The sequence below is a fragment of the Ktedonobacter sp. SOSP1-52 genome, from assembly GCF_016587395.1.
This window is the reverse complement of record NZ_BNJH01000003.1, coordinates 1,650,483-1,670,292: the sequence shown is the minus strand read 5'-3', so window position 1 is coordinate 1,670,292 and position 19,810 is coordinate 1,650,483. Positions and strand designations below refer to the sequence as shown.

The 19,810-nt window shown below is 53.5% G+C and carries 18 protein-coding genes; 6 read left to right on the top strand and 12 right to left on the bottom strand.

Going from position 1 to position 19,810, the window contains the following annotated elements; genetic code table 11:
- Positions 1 to 41 precede the first annotated feature (41 nt).
- Positions 42 to 224, top strand: a complete 183-nt coding sequence (locus JMJ16_RS32560) for a hypothetical protein (protein WP_201388376.1) — start codon at positions 42 to 44, stop codon at positions 222 to 224.
- 106 nt (positions 225 to 330) lie between these two features.
- Here JMJ16_RS32560 and JMJ16_RS32555 read toward each other — a convergent pair whose 3' ends face one another.
- The 6 genes from JMJ16_RS32555 to coaE form a co-directional block, all read right to left on the bottom strand.
- A complete protein-coding gene (locus JMJ16_RS32555) occupies positions 331 to 1,038 on the bottom strand; it encodes an ABC transporter ATP-binding protein (protein WP_201388374.1) in 708 nt (235 codons plus the stop codon).
- 1 nt (position 1,039) lies between these two features.
- Positions 1,040 to 1,903, bottom strand: a complete 864-nt coding sequence (locus JMJ16_RS32550; protein WP_201378200.1) for an ABC transporter ATP-binding protein — start codon at positions 1,901 to 1,903, stop codon at positions 1,040 to 1,042.
- Positions 1,904 to 1,918: 15 nt separating this feature from the next.
- Positions 1,919 to 3,904, bottom strand: a complete 1,986-nt coding sequence (locus tag JMJ16_RS32545; protein ID WP_201388372.1) for a branched-chain amino acid ABC transporter permease — start codon at positions 3,902 to 3,904, stop codon at positions 1,919 to 1,921.
- Positions 3,905 to 3,957: 53 nt separating this feature from the next.
- Positions 3,958 to 4,971, bottom strand: coding sequence for a branched-chain amino acid ABC transporter permease (locus tag JMJ16_RS32540; RefSeq protein ID WP_201372226.1), 1,014 nt, complete (start codon positions 4,969 to 4,971; stop codon positions 3,958 to 3,960).
- 223 nt (positions 4,972 to 5,194) lie between these two features.
- A complete protein-coding gene (locus JMJ16_RS32535) occupies positions 5,195 to 6,514 on the bottom strand; it encodes a branched-chain amino acid ABC transporter substrate-binding protein (RefSeq protein ID WP_201388370.1) in 1,320 nt (439 codons plus the stop codon).
- Between the two features lie 480 nt (positions 6,515 to 6,994).
- Positions 6,995 to 7,600, bottom strand: a complete 606-nt coding sequence (gene coaE / locus JMJ16_RS32530) for a dephospho-CoA kinase (RefSeq protein ID WP_201388367.1) — start codon at positions 7,598 to 7,600, stop codon at positions 6,995 to 6,997.
- Positions 7,601 to 7,843: 243 nt separating this feature from the next.
- Here coaE and JMJ16_RS32525 point away from each other — a divergent pair, with 243 nt between their 5' ends.
- Entirely contained in the window at positions 7,844 to 9,583 is a 1,740-nt protein-coding gene (locus tag JMJ16_RS32525; RefSeq protein WP_201388365.1) for a tetratricopeptide repeat protein, read from the top strand.
- A 67-nt stretch (positions 9,584 to 9,650) separates the two neighbouring features.
- Here the strand turns inward: JMJ16_RS32525 and JMJ16_RS32520 are convergent, their stop codons facing one another.
- The gene (locus JMJ16_RS32520; protein ID WP_201388363.1) at positions 9,651 to 11,615 is read right to left on the bottom strand and encodes an ABC-F family ATP-binding cassette domain-containing protein; all 1,965 of its coding nucleotides are present in this window, start codon (positions 11,613 to 11,615) and stop codon (positions 9,651 to 9,653) included.
- Positions 11,616 to 12,182: 567 nt separating this feature from the next.
- On the opposite strand from JMJ16_RS32520, the gene JMJ16_RS32515 reads away from it, so the two are divergent.
- The gene (locus tag JMJ16_RS32515; RefSeq protein ID WP_236038093.1) at positions 12,183 to 12,833 is read left to right on the top strand and encodes an orotate phosphoribosyltransferase; all 651 of its coding nucleotides are present in this window, start codon (positions 12,183 to 12,185) and stop codon (positions 12,831 to 12,833) included.
- Between the two features lie 88 nt (positions 12,834 to 12,921).
- Here JMJ16_RS32515 and JMJ16_RS32510 read toward each other — a convergent pair whose 3' ends face one another.
- The 4 genes from JMJ16_RS32510 to JMJ16_RS32495 all read right to left on the bottom strand — a co-directional run bounded on the left by JMJ16_RS32510 (position 12,922) and on the right by JMJ16_RS32495 (position 16,842).
- Complete coding sequence (locus JMJ16_RS32510) at positions 12,922 to 13,803, bottom strand: slipin family protein (protein WP_201388361.1); 882 nt, start codon at positions 13,801 to 13,803, stop codon at positions 12,922 to 12,924.
- A gap of 107 nt (positions 13,804 to 13,910) precedes the next feature.
- On the bottom strand, positions 13,911 to 15,308 hold the full coding sequence (locus JMJ16_RS32505; RefSeq protein ID WP_201388359.1) for a nodulation protein NfeD: 1,398 nt from the start codon (positions 15,306 to 15,308) through the stop codon (positions 13,911 to 13,913).
- Positions 15,309 to 15,826: 518 nt separating this feature from the next.
- The gene (locus JMJ16_RS32500; RefSeq protein ID WP_201388357.1) at positions 15,827 to 16,501 is read right to left on the bottom strand and encodes an HAD family hydrolase; all 675 of its coding nucleotides are present in this window, start codon (positions 16,499 to 16,501) and stop codon (positions 15,827 to 15,829) included.
- Positions 16,502 to 16,677: 176 nt separating this feature from the next.
- Positions 16,678 to 16,842 (bottom strand): hypothetical protein, encoded by a 165-nt coding sequence (locus JMJ16_RS32495; RefSeq protein WP_201388354.1) that lies wholly within the window; start codon positions 16,840 to 16,842, stop codon positions 16,678 to 16,680.
- A 145-nt stretch (positions 16,843 to 16,987) separates the two neighbouring features.
- Here JMJ16_RS32495 and JMJ16_RS32490 point away from each other — a divergent pair, with 145 nt between their 5' ends.
- The 3 genes from JMJ16_RS32490 (at position 16,988) to JMJ16_RS32480 (ending at position 19,174) form a co-directional block, all read left to right on the top strand.
- On the top strand, positions 16,988 to 17,686 hold the full coding sequence (locus JMJ16_RS32490) for an MBL fold metallo-hydrolase (RefSeq protein WP_201388352.1): 699 nt from the start codon (positions 16,988 to 16,990) through the stop codon (positions 17,684 to 17,686).
- Positions 17,641 to 17,829 (top strand): hypothetical protein, encoded by a 189-nt coding sequence (locus JMJ16_RS32485; RefSeq protein ID WP_201388351.1) that lies wholly within the window; start codon positions 17,641 to 17,643, stop codon positions 17,827 to 17,829. The genes JMJ16_RS32490 and JMJ16_RS32485 overlap by 46 nt, the downstream gene beginning before the upstream one ends.
- 292 nt (positions 17,830 to 18,121) lie before the next feature.
- Positions 18,122 to 19,174, top strand: coding sequence for a hypothetical protein (locus JMJ16_RS32480; protein WP_201388349.1), 1,053 nt, complete (start codon positions 18,122 to 18,124; stop codon positions 19,172 to 19,174).
- Positions 19,175 to 19,209: 35 nt separating this feature from the next.
- On the opposite strand, the gene JMJ16_RS32475 is transcribed toward JMJ16_RS32480, so the two are convergent.
- Positions 19,210 to 19,794, bottom strand: a complete 585-nt coding sequence (locus JMJ16_RS32475; protein WP_201388347.1) for a CGNR zinc finger domain-containing protein — start codon at positions 19,792 to 19,794, stop codon at positions 19,210 to 19,212.
- Positions 19,795 to 19,810: the final 16 nt, after the last annotated feature.

Here is a 19,810-nt window from a genome sequence, read left to right as displayed (position 1 = left end):
CAGGACAAGGAAAACAATACGAAGGAAGGAAGATAGCACAGATGAATAAACACCAGGACGAGAGCTTTGAAGAGGATTTTGACGAGGAGGAATACGACGACATGGAGCTTCTTGAGCGGATGGAGACACTGCGCGAGGACATGGAGGAGCTCAATGTGCGTACACTAGACGATGTCATCCAACAGATCAAAGAACTGCACCAGAAGCTCGACGCCAAGGCATAGCGGCGCTACTAAAGTACGCGTCTACATATCATGGTACGGGGCATCTCGTACTATGGATATGTAGACGCGTACTTTAGTAGCGTTGTCCCCCTCTGGTCAGCGGCGACTAGGCACCGCCCAGGTAGGCCTGGCGCACCAGGTCGTTGGTCAAAAGGTTGGCGGCCGTATCGCTGAGCACAATCTTGCCTGTCTGCAAGACATATCCACGGTCCGCCAGTTTCAAGGCCATGGAGGCATTCTGCTCAACCAGGAAAACGGTCACACCTTCGTTACGGATGCGCTGGACCGTCTCAAAGACGGTCTCCACCATAATGGGCGAGAGTCCCATCGAGGGCTCGTCCATACAAATCATACGTGGATGCGACATCAGGGCGCGTGCCATGGCCAGCATCTGCTGCTCGCCACCCGACATCGTGCCTGCCGCCTGCTTCAGGCGCTCCCTCAGACGAGGAAAGATATCGCACACATGCTCCAGATCCTGGCTAAGCTCCGTGCGACTCTTGCGCGTGTATGCTCCCATCTCCAGGTTCTCCAGCACCGACATGCGCGGGAAGATGCGCCTGGCCTCAGGAACTAACGCCAGGCCAGAGGCGACAATATCGCCCGTCAAACGGCGCTCGATAGGCTTGCCATCAAAGAGGATAGAGCCACCGCGTGGACGCACCAGGCCAAAAATGGTTTTCATGGTCGTGGTCTTGCCTGCCGCGTTCGCGCCTAGCAGACAGACGATCTCGCCTTTCTGCACCTCCAGGGACACCTCGTGGAGCACCTGGCTGGGACCATAAAATGTATTGATATTGCTGAGTTGTAACATCCTACTTGACCTCGTGCTCTTCTGTCTGTTCTGGCTCCTCAGCGGACTGCCCCAGGTACGCGGCAATAACCTTCTTATCGCGGCGCACCTCTTCGGGGAGGCCCTCAGCGATCTTGCGTCCATAATCGAGCACGACAATACGATCTGAGATGCCCATCGTGACCGCCAGTTTATGCTCGATCAAGAGAATCGCCAGGCCCAATTCTTCGCGCAGGCGCCGGACATAGCCCACTGCCTCCAATGTCTCGGCCTCGTTCATGCCAGCCGTCGGCTCGTCCAGCAGTAAGAGCTTAGGCTTCGCCGCCAGCGCACGCGCGATCTCAACACGCCTGCGCTCCGCATAGGAGAGGTTAATAACATATTCATCTTGCCGATCCACCAGGGAGGAGCCAAAGAAGCTCAGCAGCTCTATAGCCCGTTCGCGTGCCGCCTCTTCTTCCTGGCGCACACGCGGCGTGCGAAAAAGCGAACCCAGGACACTGGCCTTCAGTTGCGTATGCTGCCCCACCAGGACATTCTCCAGCACTGTCATGTTATTGAAGAGGCGAATGTTCTGGAAGGTACGAGCGATGCCACGCACCAGCACCTGGTCTGGGTTCAGACCCACAATAGACGTCCCATCCAGGGTAATCTCGCCCTTTGTTGGCCGATAGATCCCGGTAATCAGGTTAAACACGGTCGTTTTGCCGGCACCATTGGGGCCAATCACACTCACAATTTCCCCAGGCCGCACAAACAGGTCAAGGTCGCCTACGGCGGTCAGGCCACCAAAGGCCTTGGTGACGTTCTTCAACGCCAGCAAGGCTTCGCCTGTTATAGGCTCAGAGGGCGTGCCTTCAACACGTTCTGCTTGCATCTCACTCATGCTCTTGCTCCTGACTTATTCAACACGCACGCCTTCTTCAAAATCGGTTGTCCCTGGGGGAACCTCCAGGGCATCTCCGGCATCCGCCTCTGGGATCTTCTCCTCCTCATGGTGCAACTCGCGCCTACGACGCGCACTTGGAATCAATCCCTCTGGCCGATATATCACGATCAGGACCAGAATGACGCCAAAGATCAAGCCGCGAATATTACTAAAAGCAAAGTTGGGAAACGTTTTGAACACATGCAGAAAATTGTTGGGATCGGCCGCTAGCGTATCGAGCTGCCCCAGGATTTGCAGATTGATCGCGTAGACGGCGATAGCGCCAACGACCACACCTGGAATGCTCCCCAGACCACCAATGACCACCATGGCCAGGTAGATGATCGAGTCGCTGAAATTGAAGTTATCAGGCGAGACCGTTCCCAGTTTAGCAGCGTGATAGGCGCCCGCGATACCAGAGAAGAAGGCGCCCGCGCCAAAGGCGAGCAGTTTGGTGTTCACCAGGTTAATACCAGAGGAAGAGGCGGCGATCTCATCTTCGCGAATGGCGATCCAGGCACGTCCCAGGCGTGAGTCGCGCAGGCGCAGGTTAGCGAAGACGCACAGGGCAATCAGAGCCAGGATCAGGTAGTAATAGGGACCCGCAGTAATCGAGGTCCAGTTCACCCCTGGGAAAGCTGGCGAGTAGACACCAACGATACCATTGATGCCATTAGTATACTTATCCAGTTCTTTAAAGATCACCGGAACAATCTCACCAAAGCCCAGTGTCACAATCGCCAGGTAGTCACCGCGCAGGCGCAGGGTAGGCGCGCCTAGAATCACACCCCACAGGGCCGCGATCAGGGCCGCCACAATGACCATGGGCCAGAAGAGCCAGGCCCAGGTAGTTGGCGCAATTGTAATGCCCGTCACAATCTGAAACTGAGTAGAGCCAAAGAAGCCCCAAACATAGGAGCCAATGGCGAAGAATGCGACATAGCCCAGGTCCAGCAGGCCCGCGAAGCCAACCACGATGTTCAAGCCCAGCGCCAGGATCACATAGTACCCAGCATCGCCGTATGCCGCCAGGCGTCCATCCGTACCGTAGCCAAACAGGAGCGGGTCCAACACGGGATAGAAGAGCGCGAACGCCACAATCAACACCATATAGAAGCGTTGCGCCCCCTGGCTCAGCAGTGGCAGGTCAGTGGGCACAATCTCACGGATCTTCTCCTTCGCTCGCGCGAGAGAGAGGGCGGCAATCTGGCGCTCTGTGCGTTTGGCCGCGCCATTCCCATTCGTACCATTCGCGCTGGCCTGAAGTGACCGGCGCATCGCGCGCCTACCACCAAGACGACCCAGGAAATAGCCTGCCACTGGCAGCAAGAGCGTGCGCGCAACAATCCATATCAACAATGTATTGGGAATAGAGCCAGCAATGTAGTAGACAATATCGAGCACCAGAGAGACAAGAGCAAAAGCGAGGGCAAACCAGAGGCCCGCCGCAGTAGCCTGCTGCACGCGTTGCGCACGCCCCTCCTCGGTCAGGATATCCAGGCTGGCCTGAGGGGCTGGAGGCACATATTTGAGCGCCTGGCGAATCCTGGTGCGTCCAAAGGCATAGAGGCCCCAGACGATGATGCTGGCAGCCATTCCCATAATCAGGCCCAGGGCCTGGACCAGCAGCAGGGGAGCCACCACCTGGAAGAGCATATCGATCCAGAGCTCGCTCATGCCACGGCGTCCACTATCAGCAGCGACCAGATAGCCTACCAGCGCGATAATCGTCAGGTATAAGAGCCCGATAAAGACAGTGGCCTCGATCAGCGAGGGCCAATCTGCGAACGGAAGTATAGCCTCCCCCGGAGAGACATAGCTCAAAAAGACGTTGTTGATAATGCCTTCGCCACTCCAGACAAAGGTAAACACCGCAAGCGGGATGAGAAGCGCGATGACCCACTTGAGCAACAACTTTCGTGTCTCGGGTGGAGGAAGAAGCATACGAGCAGACAACATAACCTCACCTCATAAGAGAATAGGAAGACAGCAAGAGCATTTCTAGTCTCTGTCTAGACCTTTTCAGGTGTTTGCTGACCCAACAAGCCCGAGGGGCGAAACACCAGGATCAGGATCAAGATGGCGAAGATAACGGCACGCGTCCAGGCTCCACCACCATGGGGAAGGCCAAAGCCATAGACATTGGAGTCAGGGATAAAGGACGTCATCGCCTCGATGACGCCGATAAAGAGGCCGCCAAGCATGGCGCCTCGAATATTGCCGATACCACCCAGGACCGCGGCAATAAAGGCAACCAGGCCATAATCGAAGCCAATAGAATAAATGGTGTTGCCATACTGCAAGCCATAGATAAAGCCTGCTGCGCCAGCCAGTGCCGCGCCAATAAAGAAGGTCATTGAAATGACGCGGTCGACATTCACACCCATTAAAGCTGCGGCCTCGCGATCCTGGGCAACTGCGCGCATGGCGCGCCCTAGTTTCGTGCGTGACACCAGCCACTGCAACGCAATCATCAACACAACCGCCATAATGATGTCGAGCAGGTTATTGCTTGTGATAATAACGGTATCCGCAGGCCTGGCAAGACAGGTCACATGAGGAGGAAAGACAGAATCGAGCGAGATAGGCCAGAGGCAGTAGTCATAACGAGGGAATATTTGTGGAAAGCGAACAAAGTTAATGCCATTCCAGAGTTTGCCAATATCCTCAAGGATCAAGGAGACACCAATAGCCGAGATCAGCGGGGCTAAGCGGGGAGCATTGCGTAGGGGCCGGTAGGCAATACGCTCGATTAATACGCCCAACACCGCGCAGCCAAGCATAGCAAAGAGGCACGACACAATCAATAAGCCTGCCAACGCGAGTCCAGTGGGGTGAGAGCTTCCAGTCACACCCATCAAAGTCAACGCCGCAATAGCAAGCATCGAGCCGATCATGAAGATATCGCCATGCGCGAAGTTGATCAGCTCAATAATACCATAGACCATGGTATATCCTAGCGCGATCAGGGCATAAATCGCGCCCGCCACCAGGCCAATCGTCAGGACTTGAAAAAAGTGTATCATGTACGTCTTTTCTCCGTCTTTATCAAAGAGAGGCACACGCCTTCAGGGAGTAACCCTCAATAGCAAAGGAGGAGTAGCCACAGATCAACACCTGTCGCTGACTCCCCCAGCGTCGTTCATAGCTACCTACATCCTTGGGTAGCCGATTGCGCCTTGTCCAAGCTTCGTTGCAAAAGTGAAGGAGCAGAGCATCCTCTACTCCTCCTGACATATGCGCCTGCTCTTATTTCGCAGCAATCTGATCAATAAACTTGAAGTCAGGTTTGCTGTTGACGTCGGCGACCTGGTAGATGGAGATGACCTTGTTGGTAGTATCACCATTCTTATCAAAGGTATGATGGCCAGTGATACCATTGTAGTCGGTCTTCATCATCGCGTCGATGACGGCCTGGCGGAAGGTCTTGGCACCGGCGGAATCGTTGGAGTCCTTTGGTGTCTTGGCCCCGCTATCAATGGCGCTCTTAATGGCATTGAGCAGCACCTTCATGCAGTCATAGCCACCCGCGCTATAGGCACCATACTGGTCTGCGCCATAGGCTTTGTCATAGTTGTCGATAAAGCTCTTGGCGGCGGGAAGCACGGTCTCGTTAACCTTCGCGACGGTGCCATAGGTTGCGCCGCCCTTGGTGCCGACGGCCTGCGCGAAGGCGGTGGTCACGATACCATCACCACCAGCAAAGGCCAGGTTCGCGGTACCGGAGTCGTTCAGCAACTGCTGGCGCAACTGCGTGCCACCCTGGCTATCGGTACCACCATAGAAGACGACATCGGGATTGGCGGCTTTGACATTGGCGACGGTACCGCCGTAGTCATTGCTCTTCTGCTTGCTCTCGCGGTTGCCCACGATGGTGCCACCCAGCTTCTGCCATTCCTGGACGAAGACATTGGCGATACCGACACCATAGACAGTTGTATCATCAACCACATAGGCCTTCTTCAAACCCTTCTTCTGGAAGAGGAAGTCAGCGATCACGCTTCCCTGGTGATCATCAGTGGTGGCCAGGCGGAAGTAAGTCACTTTATTAGTGGGACGCAGTGTGGGAACCTTGTCCTGCGCACCGGTACAACCAACATTGGCGCCTTCCTGGGTCAAGCACTGGTTGGTATTGGAGGGACTGATAAGGACAATGGGGGCTTCGTTCGCAACCGGCATCTCAGCCTGGGCGACCGCGCTATTGAAGGGGCCAACAATGCCAGCAACCAGCGCGTCACCGATCAGTTCGGTCACATTCTTTTTGCCGGTATCTGGATCATTAACACCCTGCGCGCCCACGTCGTCCTTGGGCACAAATTGCAGTGTGTAGCCGGGGATTAAATTCTTGGACTCATTAACTGCCAATTCTGCGCCGTTCTGAGCAGGTTTACCATTGGCGGTATCCTGACCAGAGGCGGGAAAGTCGGTTGCCACTTTGATGATGGTTGAGCCAGAACCACCACCGTTTGAGCCTGTGGTAGCAGTGCCGGGGCCGCAAGCTGCCAGGATTGCCAGCAACAGCGGAACGCCCAACGCCAGGGCACACATCCGTGTCCAACGTTTTTGCATACGCACGTTAGCCTCCTTAGAAATAGCACTTATCCTTCATGCCACATCGAGAACTATGGAAGTAGGACACAATGGAAGCAAGCATTCTACGCCAGGCAGATGATAAAAAACGACTGGTCATAGATCGGCTCCAGTGACCTCTTTAATAAGAATTACGTTCTTCAAACCGTAAATCTCACCAGAACTTTCAGATCCCCCAATCTTTTCCCTCCGAAAAACCATTTCCCCTTATGAAAACCATGTAAGCGATTAACACCCGCTTATCTGGAGAAATGTCATCCAAACGAAACTAAGCTAAGGTTGCGACGATTATACGTAGTACAATGTTTTCTGTCAATATACCTTCTTTTGTCTCCTGGGACTGCTCAAACGGCTTCTATGCTCTTGCGTCTCGGCTCGCAAGCTCGCCCTGATAGGTGGTGTGGTGCGCCTGGGCAACCGAAGATTGCCCAGGCGCACCACACCACCTATCAGGGCCCCTTAATATACAAATTGCTCGCAAAAATGTGTGAAAGCTGCTTCTACCTGTTTGCGTGTCTCCTCAAGTGTTCCACTGTTATCAATCACAACATCCACCAGCTTCTTCTTCGGCTCAACTGGCGCTTGCGCACGCAAACGTGCCCAGGCATCCTCCTCACTCAGCCCATTCCGCTGGATCAAGCGGCGTAGCTGCTGCTCTTGCGTACAGACAACCAGCCATTTCGCCTGGCACAGTGCACCCGAGCCACCTTCAAGTAACTTTACCGCGTCGAGCACCACGATATCCTTCTCACCCACCTGCTGTAATTCAGCCTGTAACGCGCGACTCACCGCTGGATGCACAATTGCCTCCAGGCGCTTCATGGCCTCGGCATCAGAAAACACAATAGCTCCCAGGGCCTTACGGTCCACATCGCCGTTAGGACTCAGCACACTGTTACCAAAGGCGGAGGCGACCTGGCGCGCAATGGGCTGGTCTTTTTCATAGAGTCGATGTACGACGGCATCAGCATCAATATAGCGCTGAGCACCTGAGGCGAGCAGCATCTGACCCACGGAAGTTTTGCCACAGGCAATGTTTCCCGTCAGGCCCAATATATATGGCATTGGCATCTCCCTTTCGGCATGCTAAGATAGACACAAGACAAGAGCAAAGCACGCGAGAGCAGCGCCCGTCGATAGCAGACACGCATACGCCCTCATCGATGAACGCCGCGCCTTCAGTAGCGCTCCGACGCAGACGCTCTCCCAAAAGTACTTGTTATTGCTTGTTTCTTACACTCTCCATAATTCATATCGTACAATAACCCAATAGCCAGACCAAATACACAGGATAATCAAGGAGTATAGATGAGTAGGCGGTTGGGCCTCATTGCTGGCATAAATACGTTTCAAGACCCCGCTTTTCGACCATTGCGCTACGCGGAGAACGACGCACGCGCGCTTGCGCAGTGGCTTGTGAATAATCAGGGTGGAAAGTGGTCACCCGGCGATGTGCAGTTGATCCAGGGTCAGCATGTTACGCATGAATTATTTAAATCACTCGTGTCACAAATGTGTACACAGCTTGCGACGCCCGGCGACCAGGTCCTGCTCTATTTTGCCGGGCAGGCCTTCGTGGATGAGCGAACCGGTGATGGCTACCTGGCCCTGGCAAACACACAGATGCAGAATACACAGACTGCACTCCACCTGGGGACGCTGATACGCCAGATTTTACCCCAATGTCGCGCCTCACAGCTTGTGTTCGTCTTCGACTGCTATCAGACTGGGCAGCTCTGGAGTATGCGCCGGACCTCACCCTTCGATTTTACGCCCCTGCTTGGGCGCACCCTCTCCGGCAGCCTGCAACCAACTAAACACCTGCTTACCTTCTCCTGTCGCGGCAATGAGTTTGGTGAGGAGCGCGGAGAACAAGGCCTGGGCATTTTCGCTCACCGCATGATCGCAGGTCTCTGTGGCCCCGCCAGAGATCCACAGAGCGGGAATATTACCTTCCAACAGCTCCAGAGCGTCCTGGCACAAAACCTGGATGAGCAGCATAAAATCATCGCGATTGGTCAACTCCAGGTCCCCTTCCTGCTGTCAGGAGAATCAACCTCTCAAGCCGTGGAGCCTGTTCATACCGCCGCAGGCTCATCACCTGCGCACCAACCCCTGCATACCACTACCGGCAACTTTGGCACTGCGACTGCGACCCAGGTTGCTCCCCCTCCTGGTCCTCCTCAGCAGCTCAATGCCAATGCGCAAAAAGAGCAACAGAGCGCGCAGCTAGTAGCGCAGGCCCAACAACAACTGCAACAAAATAATCAACCCTACGCGCTGCAACTACTTGAACAAGCCTTGCAGGTGCAGCCAACAAATGTTGAAGCCCTGACGCTCAAATGCCAACTGCTCGGCTCGCTGGGTCGCACCCGCGAGGCCTTCACGACCGTCGATCAGTTAATCCAGGTTGATGCCAATAACGCGCTTGGTTGGAGCATGCGTGCCGTCTTGCTCAATAACAGTGGTCAGTATCAGGCGGCCCTGGTTGCCATAGAACGCTCCCTGGAACTCAACCCCAACAATCCTGAGACCTATGGGATCAAAACCAATATCATGGCCAGCCTGGCCTCAGCCGAGAGCTCTAACGGCAAAAGTCCCATAACGCCTCTGAGCAAAGAGGCCGCGACCGCCTCTCCCCCTGGAAGATTCCTGGGAAGTCTCGCCCTGCAATTTCTGGGCACACTTCTCGCCATTGGTGGGCTAGCTCTCCTTATCGTTCCAAAGCTACCGGCGCCTCTTGGCCTGCTTATCGCCAGTATTGGTCTAGGACTCTTATGTGTGCATGCCTTCCTTGGCGCCTTCCGCCATGGCCTTAAGAGCGTGTTCACGACGCTGCTCTTCAGCCTCGTAGGCTTCGCCATTGTGGGAGGAGCCTATAAATTCGGCGAGACACGCCTCATCAGTTTATTTAAGACTCATCCCTCGCTGCTTGAGCCAACCATTTTCTTCGCGATTGCGTTGCCCATCCTGAGCACGCTAGCCCTCTTCCTCGCCATCATTGGCTATATCGCGGGACTGATCAATCGCCTACGCAAACGCGGTTAAGAATAGTTTGTCTGTAATAAAAAGCGCGGTGCTGAGCACCGCGCTTTTTATTACAGACAAACTATTCTTAACTGGCAACATCGGCCAGCTGCTCCCATTCGGCTAAGAGCTCCTCCACCTGCGTTTTCGCCTGTTCATAGGCTTCATTTAACGTAGTAAGTCGTGCCGCATCTGCCTGTAATGCTGCTTCAGACAGTTCTTCTTCCAGGGTCTTTACCCGCGTCTCCGCCTTCTCGATGTCTTTCTCGACATCCTCGATGGTGCGCGTCTTGACCTTCCCTTTCCCCTTCTTGCCAGCAGGCCGAGCCGGGCTCGCGCTTTTTGGCTCTGGCTCTGTCACTTGCTTCTTTGCGGCTGGCGCCAGTAGTGGCTGGGGCACATCAAGGACCAGGGGCCGCTTGAAGGTGCGGTACTCCGTGTAGTTGCCCATGTAGGGAATCAGGACCCCTTGTTCAATGGACCAGACTTTTGTCGCCAGGCGATCTACAAAGTAGCGGTCGTGCGAAACAAACAGCAGGGTTCCATCATAGTCGCTGAGCACCTCTTCGAGAAATTGTCGCGATTGCAGATCCAGGTGGTTGGTTGGCTCGTCAAGGATTAAGAAGTTGGAACCTTGGAGGGTTAATTTGGCCAGGGCAACGCGACTGCGCTCACCGCCGCTCAAGGAGCCAATCTGCTTGAAGACATCATCGTTTGAAAAGAGGAAACGTCCCAGGAAGGTGCGCGCGCCCTCCTCGCTCAAGGCGCTCACCTGACGGATCTCGTCCAGAATAGTCCGCTCCATATTTAGCCCTTCGTGTGTCTGGGAATAATAGCCCACCCGCACATTGTGTCCGAGCTGGAGCTGGCCACCAACCGGAGAGAGCTCGCCAGTTAAGGTGCGCAAGAGGGTCGTCTTCCCTGAACCATTGGGACCAAGCAAGCCAACACGGTCGCCGCGCATAAACTCAACATCGGCCACCTGCACAAGCACCTTCGGTTCCTGCGCGGCGGGAACATCCTGGCGCGCACGCACTCCATAGCCGATCAAGAGCTTACGCGTAGAAAACACAATTGTGCCACTGTCTACCACAGGCGAGAACTTAAAGTTCATCGTCTGGAAATCTTGCGGTCGCTCCACGCGCTCCATACGATTCAGTAAGGTCTGACGACCACGTGCCTCTTTACTACGCTGGCCCGCTTTATAACGCCGAATGAACTCTTCTGTATGCGCAATGTAGGCTTGCTGCGCTTCGTACTCACGCAGACGGCGCTCCATACGCTCCTCGCGCAGCTCCAGGTACTTGGTATAGTTGCCTGGATATTCCTCAATACGCCCGAACGCCAGCTCAATTGTACGCGTGACGATCTTGTCCAGGAAGTAGCGATCATGGGCCACGATGACAATCGCGCCCTTCCAGGTGGAGAGATAGGTCTCCAACCACTCCAGGGCGTCCAGGTCCAGGTGGTTGGTTGGCTCGTCCAGCAGCAAGACATCCGGCTCCTGCAACAGAAGCTTGCCTAGCGAGGCTCGCGTCTGCTGGCCGCCGCTCAAATGCTTAAATGGCGCGTGCTGCTGCTCACGTGTGAAGCCCAGGCCATCGAGGACCTGCTCTACGCGATTCTCGTAGGTATACCCGCCAGCATGCTCAAAACGCGTTTGCAGCTCAGCATAGCGAGCGAGCATACGCTCATAGAGCGCGTGATCCTGCTGAGCATCAGGGGCCGCCATCTGGGTAGCCAGGTCACTGAGTTCGCGCTCCCACTCCTGAATTTGCGCAAATACCGTCAGCATCTCGGCACGCAGTGTATTATCTGGGTCAAAAGCAGAGATCTGCGTTAGATAGCCAATACGGATAGTACGTCCGACCGCCACAGTCCCTTCATCTGGCTCCTCAAGACCGGCCAGGATATTCATCAAGGTAGATTTTCCCGCGCCATTGGGGCCAACCAGGCCAATACGATCCAGGGGATCAATCTGAAAATTGAGCTGAGAGAAGATACGCTCGGCACCAAAGGATTTTCCCAATTGAATAACACTTACAATAGGCATGTAGTCTCACCTAAATTATATTTCTTTGAATATGGAGAACAACGAGACCTCCTACGCTTCCACGCACGCTACGAAGGTCTCTCTTCTAAATGCTCGACACAGATGGCATCCTGAGGTGTATACAGAGAGCGATCGCGTCATGTTATGAGCATATTATAGCATTGTTTCGCGGCTTTTTCCTCGCCATCCCTCGCCCTCGCCCTGCATAAATATAGTACAGGAGCAGACTGTAAGGGGGTCGCAGCACCTGGCGCACACTTACCCTTCTCTCCTAACCATAATCGACAACCTTGCATAGAACCCAAAGGGCCAGAAGGTGGGCGTTTGAGAAGCCCTTCTCCCCTGCCTAGCTATCAACTCAGGAACTATGATATACTGAAATAGCGCATCCTTCTTATCTGATGCAAGCGAGCATGCAGGTTTCGCGTAAAAGAAGGGTTCCATTTCTCATATGTTCGCTTGTTTTCATATGCATCAGAGAGTTTAGAGCAAAGAAAGGAGGCGGTGCATCTCTCTTCTGAAAGAGAGCTACTGCGCCGCAGTGCTAAGGTGGCAAAAGAGCAGTCTTTGGATAATCTCTGGTTGGCACAGATTCTCTTCGACCTGGGAGGCGTTCAATTTGGCAACTTTACCGTGAGCGAGTCCGCGGTCAGTTCGCCGGTATTCGTCAATCCCAAGGTTTTAATCAGTCATCCAACCGCCCTTCGCGTTGCCAGCAAACTGATGCAGCAAGAGATTCAACTGGCACAATCACTACGCCGTTCGCGGGTACATCCCTTTAATGTTGTGGCAGGTGTGCCGGTTGGTGGCCTTCTCCTGGCAACCGCGTACTCCCTTGAAAACAACACACCGCTTATCTATGCCCGTATTCGCCCAGAAGGAACCGGGAACCGGGGCATCGAGGGCCGTTTTACTAAGGGTGATACCGCCCTCATCATCGACGATCTCGTCACCCAGGGCAGTAGCATTGTAGAGACCGCATCCCTACTGCAAGAAAATGGCCTGGCGGTCAAAGATGTTATTGTCCTTGTAGACCGCGAGCATGGCGCCGCTGAGCGCCTGCGTCGTCATGGCTACAACCTGATGAGTATTTTAAAGCTAGATGTGATGCTTAACCACTATATGTCGAGGGGACTCATCTCAGAGGAAACCTATCGCGCCTGCGCTGAGTACCTCCGCGCGAAACAGGGAGAGAATAACTCCTCTCCTCACCTCTAGGCCATCTAGTGTGAGCCGCATTCACGTACGCACGAGCAGGAACACACGCATGTGTATGTGTGTCCCTGCTCGCGTTTTTCTATGCCACCTACTCTTGAGGATGGCGGGGCTGCTGAGTTGGTGCCGGTGGCGTCTGCGGACGGGCGGGCGTGGGCGGTGTATAGCGAGAAACCTCGACATTCGCCTGCCCATTGGCACTATCGCGGCGTGCTGTTTGCAACAGTGGCTCGATCAGGTCCATGGGAAGCGGGAAGATAATGGTCGAGTTTTTCTCAACCGCAATCTCCGTCAAGGTTTGCAGGTAGCGCAACTGCAAGGCGCCGGGCTGCGAACCGATGACACCAGCCGCCTGAGCCAGTTGTGCAGAGGCTTGCAGCTCACCGCCAGCGTGAATGATCTTCGCGCGCTTTTCGCGCTCGGCCTCGGCCTGTTTGGCCATCGCGCGCTGCATCGTCGCTGGCAACTCGATATCCTTAATCTCGACCGCCGTGACCTTCACACCCCAACTTTCGGTATGCTCGTCGATAATACTCTGTAATTCCTGGTTGATCTTGTTGCGCTGGGCAAGCAACTCATCCAATTCAGACTGACCAAGTACGTTACGTAAGGTTGTCTGCCCAATCTGGGTGGTTGCCTGAATAAAATTCAAGACCCGAATGACCGCGGCCTCAGGATTTACCACGTAAAAATAGACAACCGCTGTGACTTTAATCGTGATGTTATCACGCGTAATCACCTCTTGAGCGGGTACGTTCAAGGTCACAATACGCAGATCGACCTTTATCATACGCGAGATGAATGGGGGCACCCAGAAGACGCCTGGCCCCTTCGCCCCCGTCGACTTACCCAGGACAAAGACGACGCCACGCTCATACTCCTGCACCACACGCAGGCCAGAGAGCACTAAAATCACCACCACGATGATAACGAAGATGATGAGGAATGTGCCAAAACCAAGTAAGGCATCCATAAAAAACCTCCTGCACGCGCTGAAACGAGCCTGCTCATTCCAACGGTCTACTTTGTAGACATTCATGCATATGCAAAAACAACGAATAGATGTATGAAATCGCCTCTTTACTCAAGAGGTGGAGCAATCTTACCAGTATCCACACCAGGAGTTACCAGGGGGCGAACGCGCAAACGCAGCCCTTCCACTGCGACAATCTCAAGCTCCGTACCACTATCTACCGCCAGATCCGGAACATCTAGGAGCGCAGCCCAATTCTCGCCCTGATAGCTAACACGTCCCTCAGGCTGTAGCGGTGTTAAGGCCACAGCCTTCGCGCCATACATCGCCTCCTGGCCACTTCGTACCGGTGCTCGACGCACTCGCACAGCGTACGCGACGATGCTCAGGCCCATCAAACCAACCACCACGCCCGCGCCGTAAATGATCCACGGGTTGAGATAGGCTGCATTATATGAGCCGCCACTGTTGAAGAAAATCAGCGAGCCCACAATCAGCGAGACCACAGCTCCAATGGTCAGCGCGCCATGCGTTGGGAGACGCACATCCAGCACAAGCAACACAAAGGCCAGAAGCATCAACGCCAAGCCCGCCCAGTTTGGCGCAAGTGAGCCTGCTCCAAACAGGAAGAGGAGTAAGGCAATGGCGCCAGTCACGCCAGGCACAATCGCGCCCGGGTGGGATACCTCCAGGTACACTCCCAGCATAGCGACCAGGAACAGGAAGAAAATGACCGTTGGATCAAGGAGAAAATTGTAGAACACATCGGCGGGCGTCTCGCTCACATCCTGAATACCGACATCCGCCGTCTGCAAGCGCACCTGCTGCCCATTATTTAGACGCACCTGCCGCCCATCAATGCTCGTCAGTAAGCTGTTCAGGTTGGGGGCGCCCAGGTCCACAATGTGGGAGCGAATCGCGGTCGCATCATCGTAGGAACTGGCATTGGTCACCATCCGCACGGCCAGGGAGACATTGCGTCCATAACGTTGCTGAATACTGGTCATCGAGGCGACAAGATCGTTGGTAATCTTGGCCTTCAAGGTGCTCTCAATATCGCCACCAGTGCTCGTCACCGGGCTGGCTGCGCCGATACGCGTCGTAGGAGACATAGCCGCGATTTGCGCCGACAGGGTGACAAACGCCGCCGCTGAAGCCGCTCGTCCACCCGCGGGCGCCACATAGGCTACTACAGGAACCGTGCTGGCAAGGATCTTCTGCGTCATCGCCTTCATGGAATCCAGGTCGCCCCCCGGAGAATCCACCTCGACCACGAGCGCGTGTGCTCCATCGCTTGAGGCACTCTCTATGGCCCGCGAAAGGAGGCGCAATGAAGAAGCATTGATATCACTATTGAGAACCACCCGGTCAACATGGGCAGTGGCCCTGGTCTCTGCCAGGACAACCGATGAACCAGTGCCAAATTGGAACACCAGGGCGCAAGCAAGTAACAGGCCCGCCCCAAGCCAATAAGACCAATGAGCTCTCTTCTGGCGCGAGTACATACGCATATCCTCCATCATAATAGTGAAGACGCGCCACAATCATAAATATCAAAGAACATATTTAAAGAGACAGCAGACACCCATATAATAGCATGTTCGCTCGCCAGTTACGAGCCATGCTTGCGTAAGAAACGTCGCATTTCATGAACTGAGCCAATCCTGATGACCTTCTTGCTTACCTCACCGGAATCCAACACGTGCAGTAACTGCGGTCTCACAGTGTGATGCACTCTCATCTCTAGTTAATAATAACTTTTAGCTATATCTATTATAGCTTATTGCTATTTTCCTTGTCAAGCATTTTTCATGATAAAGCGTTCAAAATGTGAATATAGAATTGGCATGCCTCTAAAGAACAGACAGCAAAGGAGCTACTAGAGGCTTAGCTGATACATACAGCTGTTCCCTCTGGTGGCTCCTTTGCTGTTCGACTCTACCTGGAGCTGCTTACTACTTATCCGAACCCCTGAGCGCGAAGCGCTAGGCACGCCAGTGACGTTGGGTTTCGGAAGAAGATCTTAGAAGTGTGCGCGCAGATCGGCAAAGGTGTCCAGGATCAGCAACTGGCCTGGTCCCGGCTCGCGCAACTCCTGGTGCTCAAGAACCCAGGTATGCTCATGAGGAATGAAGACGGCATTTAGGCCTGCCTCTAAAGCGGGATTAATATCAGATTTAGGAGAGTTCCCAATCATCCAGGTGTCCGCGAGAGGACATTGAAACTCCTGTGTCAGGAGTTCATAGGTGCCGGTGTTTTTCTCTTCTACGACCACAATACGCTGGAAGTAAGACTCCAGGCCAGAGCGCTCAACCTTCAGTTGCTGCTCCTCGCGCTCCCCCTTGGTCAGAAGGACAAGGTGATGCTTCTGTGCGAGTTCTTTGAGCGTCTCTTCAACACCCTCTAGAATTTGCAGGGGATGGTGCGCAATCTCCTCGCCCAGGCGCCTGACATAGTCCAGATCCTCGTCCCTCACTTCCCGCTCGACAAGGCGATGATAGGTCTCTACCAGGCTACGCGCAAAGTTTTTAGAGCCATATCCAGCAGTATGCTCGACCTCGTTGAGTACGGCGCGAACTTCATGCACCTGCATGCTACTATGGGCAAGGAACTCAATAAAACGATGGATGGCCTCTTCAAAATAGATGTTATTCTCCCAGAGCGTATCGTCCGCATCTACAAACAACCATTGCTGCATTGTGTCTCTCTTTTCTAAAAAAGGTCAGCTATCATGGCTCAAGTGTAGCGCCCTTTATTCATAAATGCAAATGCTAGCATTTACGAAAGAGTATTTGGCTGGGAGCCATTGAGGCGCGCTTGCTCTATACGTGTGCCTCCATTGGGGTGGGCGAAGTTCACCTTCAAGACATTTGGCTAGGGATAATTGCCAAACTTTTCGCCAAAGAGGTTGATGCCTCCCACATTTAAGGCGTCAGGCTTGATGCCAAAGCGAACTTCGACATAAGGAGTGTTTTTTTGCGAGCTGAACAGACCATTTTTCCTCTTGTCAGTGCCGTTTTTATCATCTACACTATGCATATTCAATTAGGAATTCTTCGAATTAAAAATAATTATTATGGCTGGTATCTTTAATCAGGAGAGATGTAACCAGGCATGAGAGACCTGGGCCGCGCCTATCTGCCAGTCATCGAGTCGAAAGCATCCCAGAAGGAGGCTTTTTTTTATGGAAACCTATCCACATACTTGCGCTCAGGAGATAAGCGCTACAGAAAAACTACCAATCCGAAGTATTGCCCTATGGTGGCTGGGACAGGCAGGCTTTGCCATCAAAAGTGCTTCGTTGACCATGCTTATTGACCCCTTCCTCTCAGAGCATGAGGGACGGCTAGTCGTTCCTCCTTTTAGCGCCACGACCGCGCCAGAGATCGACTTTGTGCTCTGCACACACGAGCACCTGGACCACCTGGATCTCCCCGCCCTGCAAGAGCTGGCTCAGCGCCAGCCACAGCTCCGCTTCGTCGTTCCTCGTCCTATCATCGGGCAACTCACTGAAACGGGGATAGAGAGCGAGCGCATTCTTGGTGTCCAGCCTGGCGAAGAGCATATGCTAGGAACCTGCCGGCTCAGGCCTGTTCCCGCTGTACACGCAATTCAATGCCCACCTGCAATCTACAACTTTGGCTTTGAGGAGAGCGAGGGGCAGTATCGCTACCTGGGTTATGTCCTGGACCTCGATGGCGTGTGCCTGTATCATCCTGGGGATACGCTTGTTTATGATAGCATGGCCGCACACTTACTTTCCCATGCAATTGACCTGGCCCTGCTCCCATCAACGGACGCAACTACTTCCGCGAACAACAGCAACTCGTGGGCAATATGGATGAGCGCGAGGCCGCAGACCTGGCTGCCGCCGCTGGCATAGATTGCGTCATTCCGACCCACTATGAGATGTTTGCCGCCAATACCGGGCGCGTAGGCTTCTTTGTTGACTACATTCGCACCTTTCATCCACACATCTCCTGCCACCTGCCAACACATGGCAAACGTTTCGTCTATACGAAATAGCAAAGCTTCATGGCTCTCGCGCCTGCGGCGCTCGCCTGGGTAGTATGTGTGATGCATGCCAGCCAATGGCTGGCATGCATCACACATACTACCCGAAAGCACTTACCCACGGGATTAGATATAGAAGGTGTCCTTGCTAAGAAAGACCAGCACACAAAACCACTCTCTATATGAAATACCTATCATAAAACAAACTATATATTTAAATAACTTTCATTATAACTTTTACGGTACTTCTTATAATAAGAATATGTAAGTTATAAACAATAAAAGGCTAAGATTGGAGTATATCATGTCCCGCCGATTTCTTCCCAGGTCTTCATCGGCAGAGAACGTGGATATTATTGCTCGTTCGCTACCGTGGAAAACTATTATTGGAATTGTTATATGCTTTGTTGGCTTCTTACCTTTTCTCGCTTGCTCTCTATTTATTGCAAATAGCGGCCTTTTAAGTCTTTCACAACTTTTTTCAACTATTACCGGCGCACATGCGGACCTTCCACCACCTCATACATCATTTCCGTTTCCCGCCGTCTCACCACAGATGGGAGTTATTCCCTACACCATTCAAGATGGCGATTCCTGTAATGAAATCCTGGCCAATCAAATGAATATGGGGCAATCAACGAAAATTTTTAATGACGCGCAAAAAAATTCTATACAAGCGTTGAACCGTGTCTTTGGTCAGAATTGTCAGAATTTAACAGTCGGGGCCGTCATCCCACTCCAACCTCAGTCGCCTCTGGTCGCCATCGGTGGCATTGTGCGTAAAATTAGTGAACCTTCGTTTGTGAAGCCAACACCTACGCCTCTGATTCACTTACCACAAACCATCAAACAACAGGCGGAGGCAAATAGATACGTTGATTGCAGCGGTGGCTGCAATTTACAGATCCAGATTACCAACAACGATACGGTGAGCCTCTTTGTCGCAACTGATATGCATGTCCAGGTTGGTTCATGGGTCTGGGCGCTGGCAATGATGCAACCACAAAAGGTGCCGGGCCTGGATAATTATCCCTATCTTGAACCACACACAACGGTAGAGAAAATGATGCTACGAGCCTGCGATTTTACCCTTGAGGGGCAGCAAGACGATGACATGGTCCCTTGTCGTAAACTCTCACCTAACACTATTGACGATGATGGCGGAATATGGCTCTATGGCGTCACCGGTTCACAGGCCCTGGGACACTGGCAATGGAACACAAACCTCCCACCGAATACGCAGGTTCTGATGTGGCTATCAAGCAAAGGCGGTGATCTTCAATATGAAGATGGCAATCCCGTCTACCGCTATGATCCCAAACAGCATGCATATATCAAACTGAAGAAAACGTCGTGACCCAGTAGAGGCAAAGACATGCGGCAGAGCGAGAATCAATGAGATTCTTCGCTCGCTGTCGCATGGCTATGATGCGTCTGGCGTGCTCTGTAACGCCGCACTGTCATCATATTGCCACAGGCATACCCTGCACACCAGCGCCTGCTACGATTCTTGCTGGCGTCAAAAAAGATCCAGCCACAGGCATCGTTCTCACAGGTCTTTATGCGCGTAGGGTCTTGCGTTGTCACTAGCTCCACAAAAGAGACCATGATCTCACTCTGTACCCAGAGCCAATCCTTCTGCAACGGCTCCAACACAATTCGCCAATGACCATCCTGGTCCTGACTGAGGGTTCGCCGCACAACAGAGGCCTGGAGATACGGCTGTAGTTGCGTCATATCAGCCACAGCGAGCGGCTCCCCCCGCGCGAGGCGAGCCGCATAGGCCCATAGGTGTGATCGGAGTGTGATCAGAGAACGCATCATACTCTCATCTAGAGCTGCTGCATCCACGTCTAAGTGCCAGCGCGCTAGAAATTGCTGGCGCCAGGCAAGTTGCAGGAAACGGTCCTCTGCACGACCACTTCCACGATAATCACGATAATCACTATTTAAAAAATCGAGAGCTAGCACTTCCATCACACATCTCCTCCAG

What these genes read in the sequence shown, in the direction of transcription:
- JMJ16_RS32560 (WP_201388376.1), top strand. Translation starts at nt 42, where the DNA reads ATGAATAAACACCAGGACGAGAGCTTTGAAGAGGATTTTGACGAGGAG.
- JMJ16_RS32555 (WP_201388374.1), bottom strand. Translation starts at nt 1,038, where the DNA reads ATGTTACAACTCAGCAATATCAATACATTTTATGGTCCCAGCCAGGTG.
- JMJ16_RS32550 (WP_201378200.1), bottom strand. Translation starts at nt 1,903, where the DNA reads ATGAGTGAGATGCAAGCAGAACGTGTTGAAGGCACGCCCTCTGAGCCT.
- JMJ16_RS32545 (WP_201388372.1), bottom strand. Translation starts at nt 3,904, where the DNA reads ATGTTGTCTGCTCGTATGCTTCTTCCTCCACCCGAGACACGAAAGTTG.
- JMJ16_RS32540 (WP_201372226.1), bottom strand. Translation starts at nt 4,971, where the DNA reads ATGATACACTTTTTTCAAGTCCTGACGATTGGCCTGGTGGCGGGCGCG.
- JMJ16_RS32535 (WP_201388370.1), bottom strand. Translation starts at nt 6,514, where the DNA reads ATGCAAAAACGTTGGACACGGATGTGTGCCCTGGCGTTGGGCGTTCCG.
- coaE (WP_201388367.1), bottom strand. Translation starts at nt 7,600, where the DNA reads ATGCCATATATATTGGGCCTGACGGGAAACATTGCCTGTGGCAAAACT.
- JMJ16_RS32525 (WP_201388365.1), top strand. Translation starts at nt 7,844, where the DNA reads ATGAGTAGGCGGTTGGGCCTCATTGCTGGCATAAATACGTTTCAAGAC.
- JMJ16_RS32520 (WP_201388363.1), bottom strand. Translation starts at nt 11,615, where the DNA reads ATGCCTATTGTAAGTGTTATTCAATTGGGAAAATCCTTTGGTGCCGAG.
- JMJ16_RS32510 (WP_201388361.1), bottom strand. Translation starts at nt 13,803, where the DNA reads ATGGATGCCTTACTTGGTTTTGGCACATTCCTCATCATCTTCGTTATC.
- JMJ16_RS32505 (WP_201388359.1), bottom strand. Translation starts at nt 15,308, where the DNA reads ATGTACTCGCGCCAGAAGAGAGCTCATTGGTCTTATTGGCTTGGGGCG.
- JMJ16_RS32500 (WP_201388357.1), bottom strand. Translation starts at nt 16,501, where the DNA reads ATGCAGCAATGGTTGTTTGTAGATGCGGACGATACGCTCTGGGAGAAT.
- JMJ16_RS32495 (WP_201388354.1), bottom strand. Translation starts at nt 16,842, where the DNA reads ATGCATAGTGTAGATGATAAAAACGGCACTGACAAGAGGAAAAATGGT.
- JMJ16_RS32490 (WP_201388352.1), top strand. Translation starts at nt 16,988, where the DNA reads ATGGAAACCTATCCACATACTTGCGCTCAGGAGATAAGCGCTACAGAA.
- JMJ16_RS32485 (WP_201388351.1), top strand. Translation starts at nt 17,641, where the DNA reads ATGGATGAGCGCGAGGCCGCAGACCTGGCTGCCGCCGCTGGCATAGAT.
- JMJ16_RS32480 (WP_201388349.1), top strand. Translation starts at nt 18,122, where the DNA reads ATGTCCCGCCGATTTCTTCCCAGGTCTTCATCGGCAGAGAACGTGGAT.
- JMJ16_RS32475 (WP_201388347.1), bottom strand. Translation starts at nt 19,794, where the DNA reads ATGGAAGTGCTAGCTCTCGATTTTTTAAATAGTGATTATCGTGATTAT.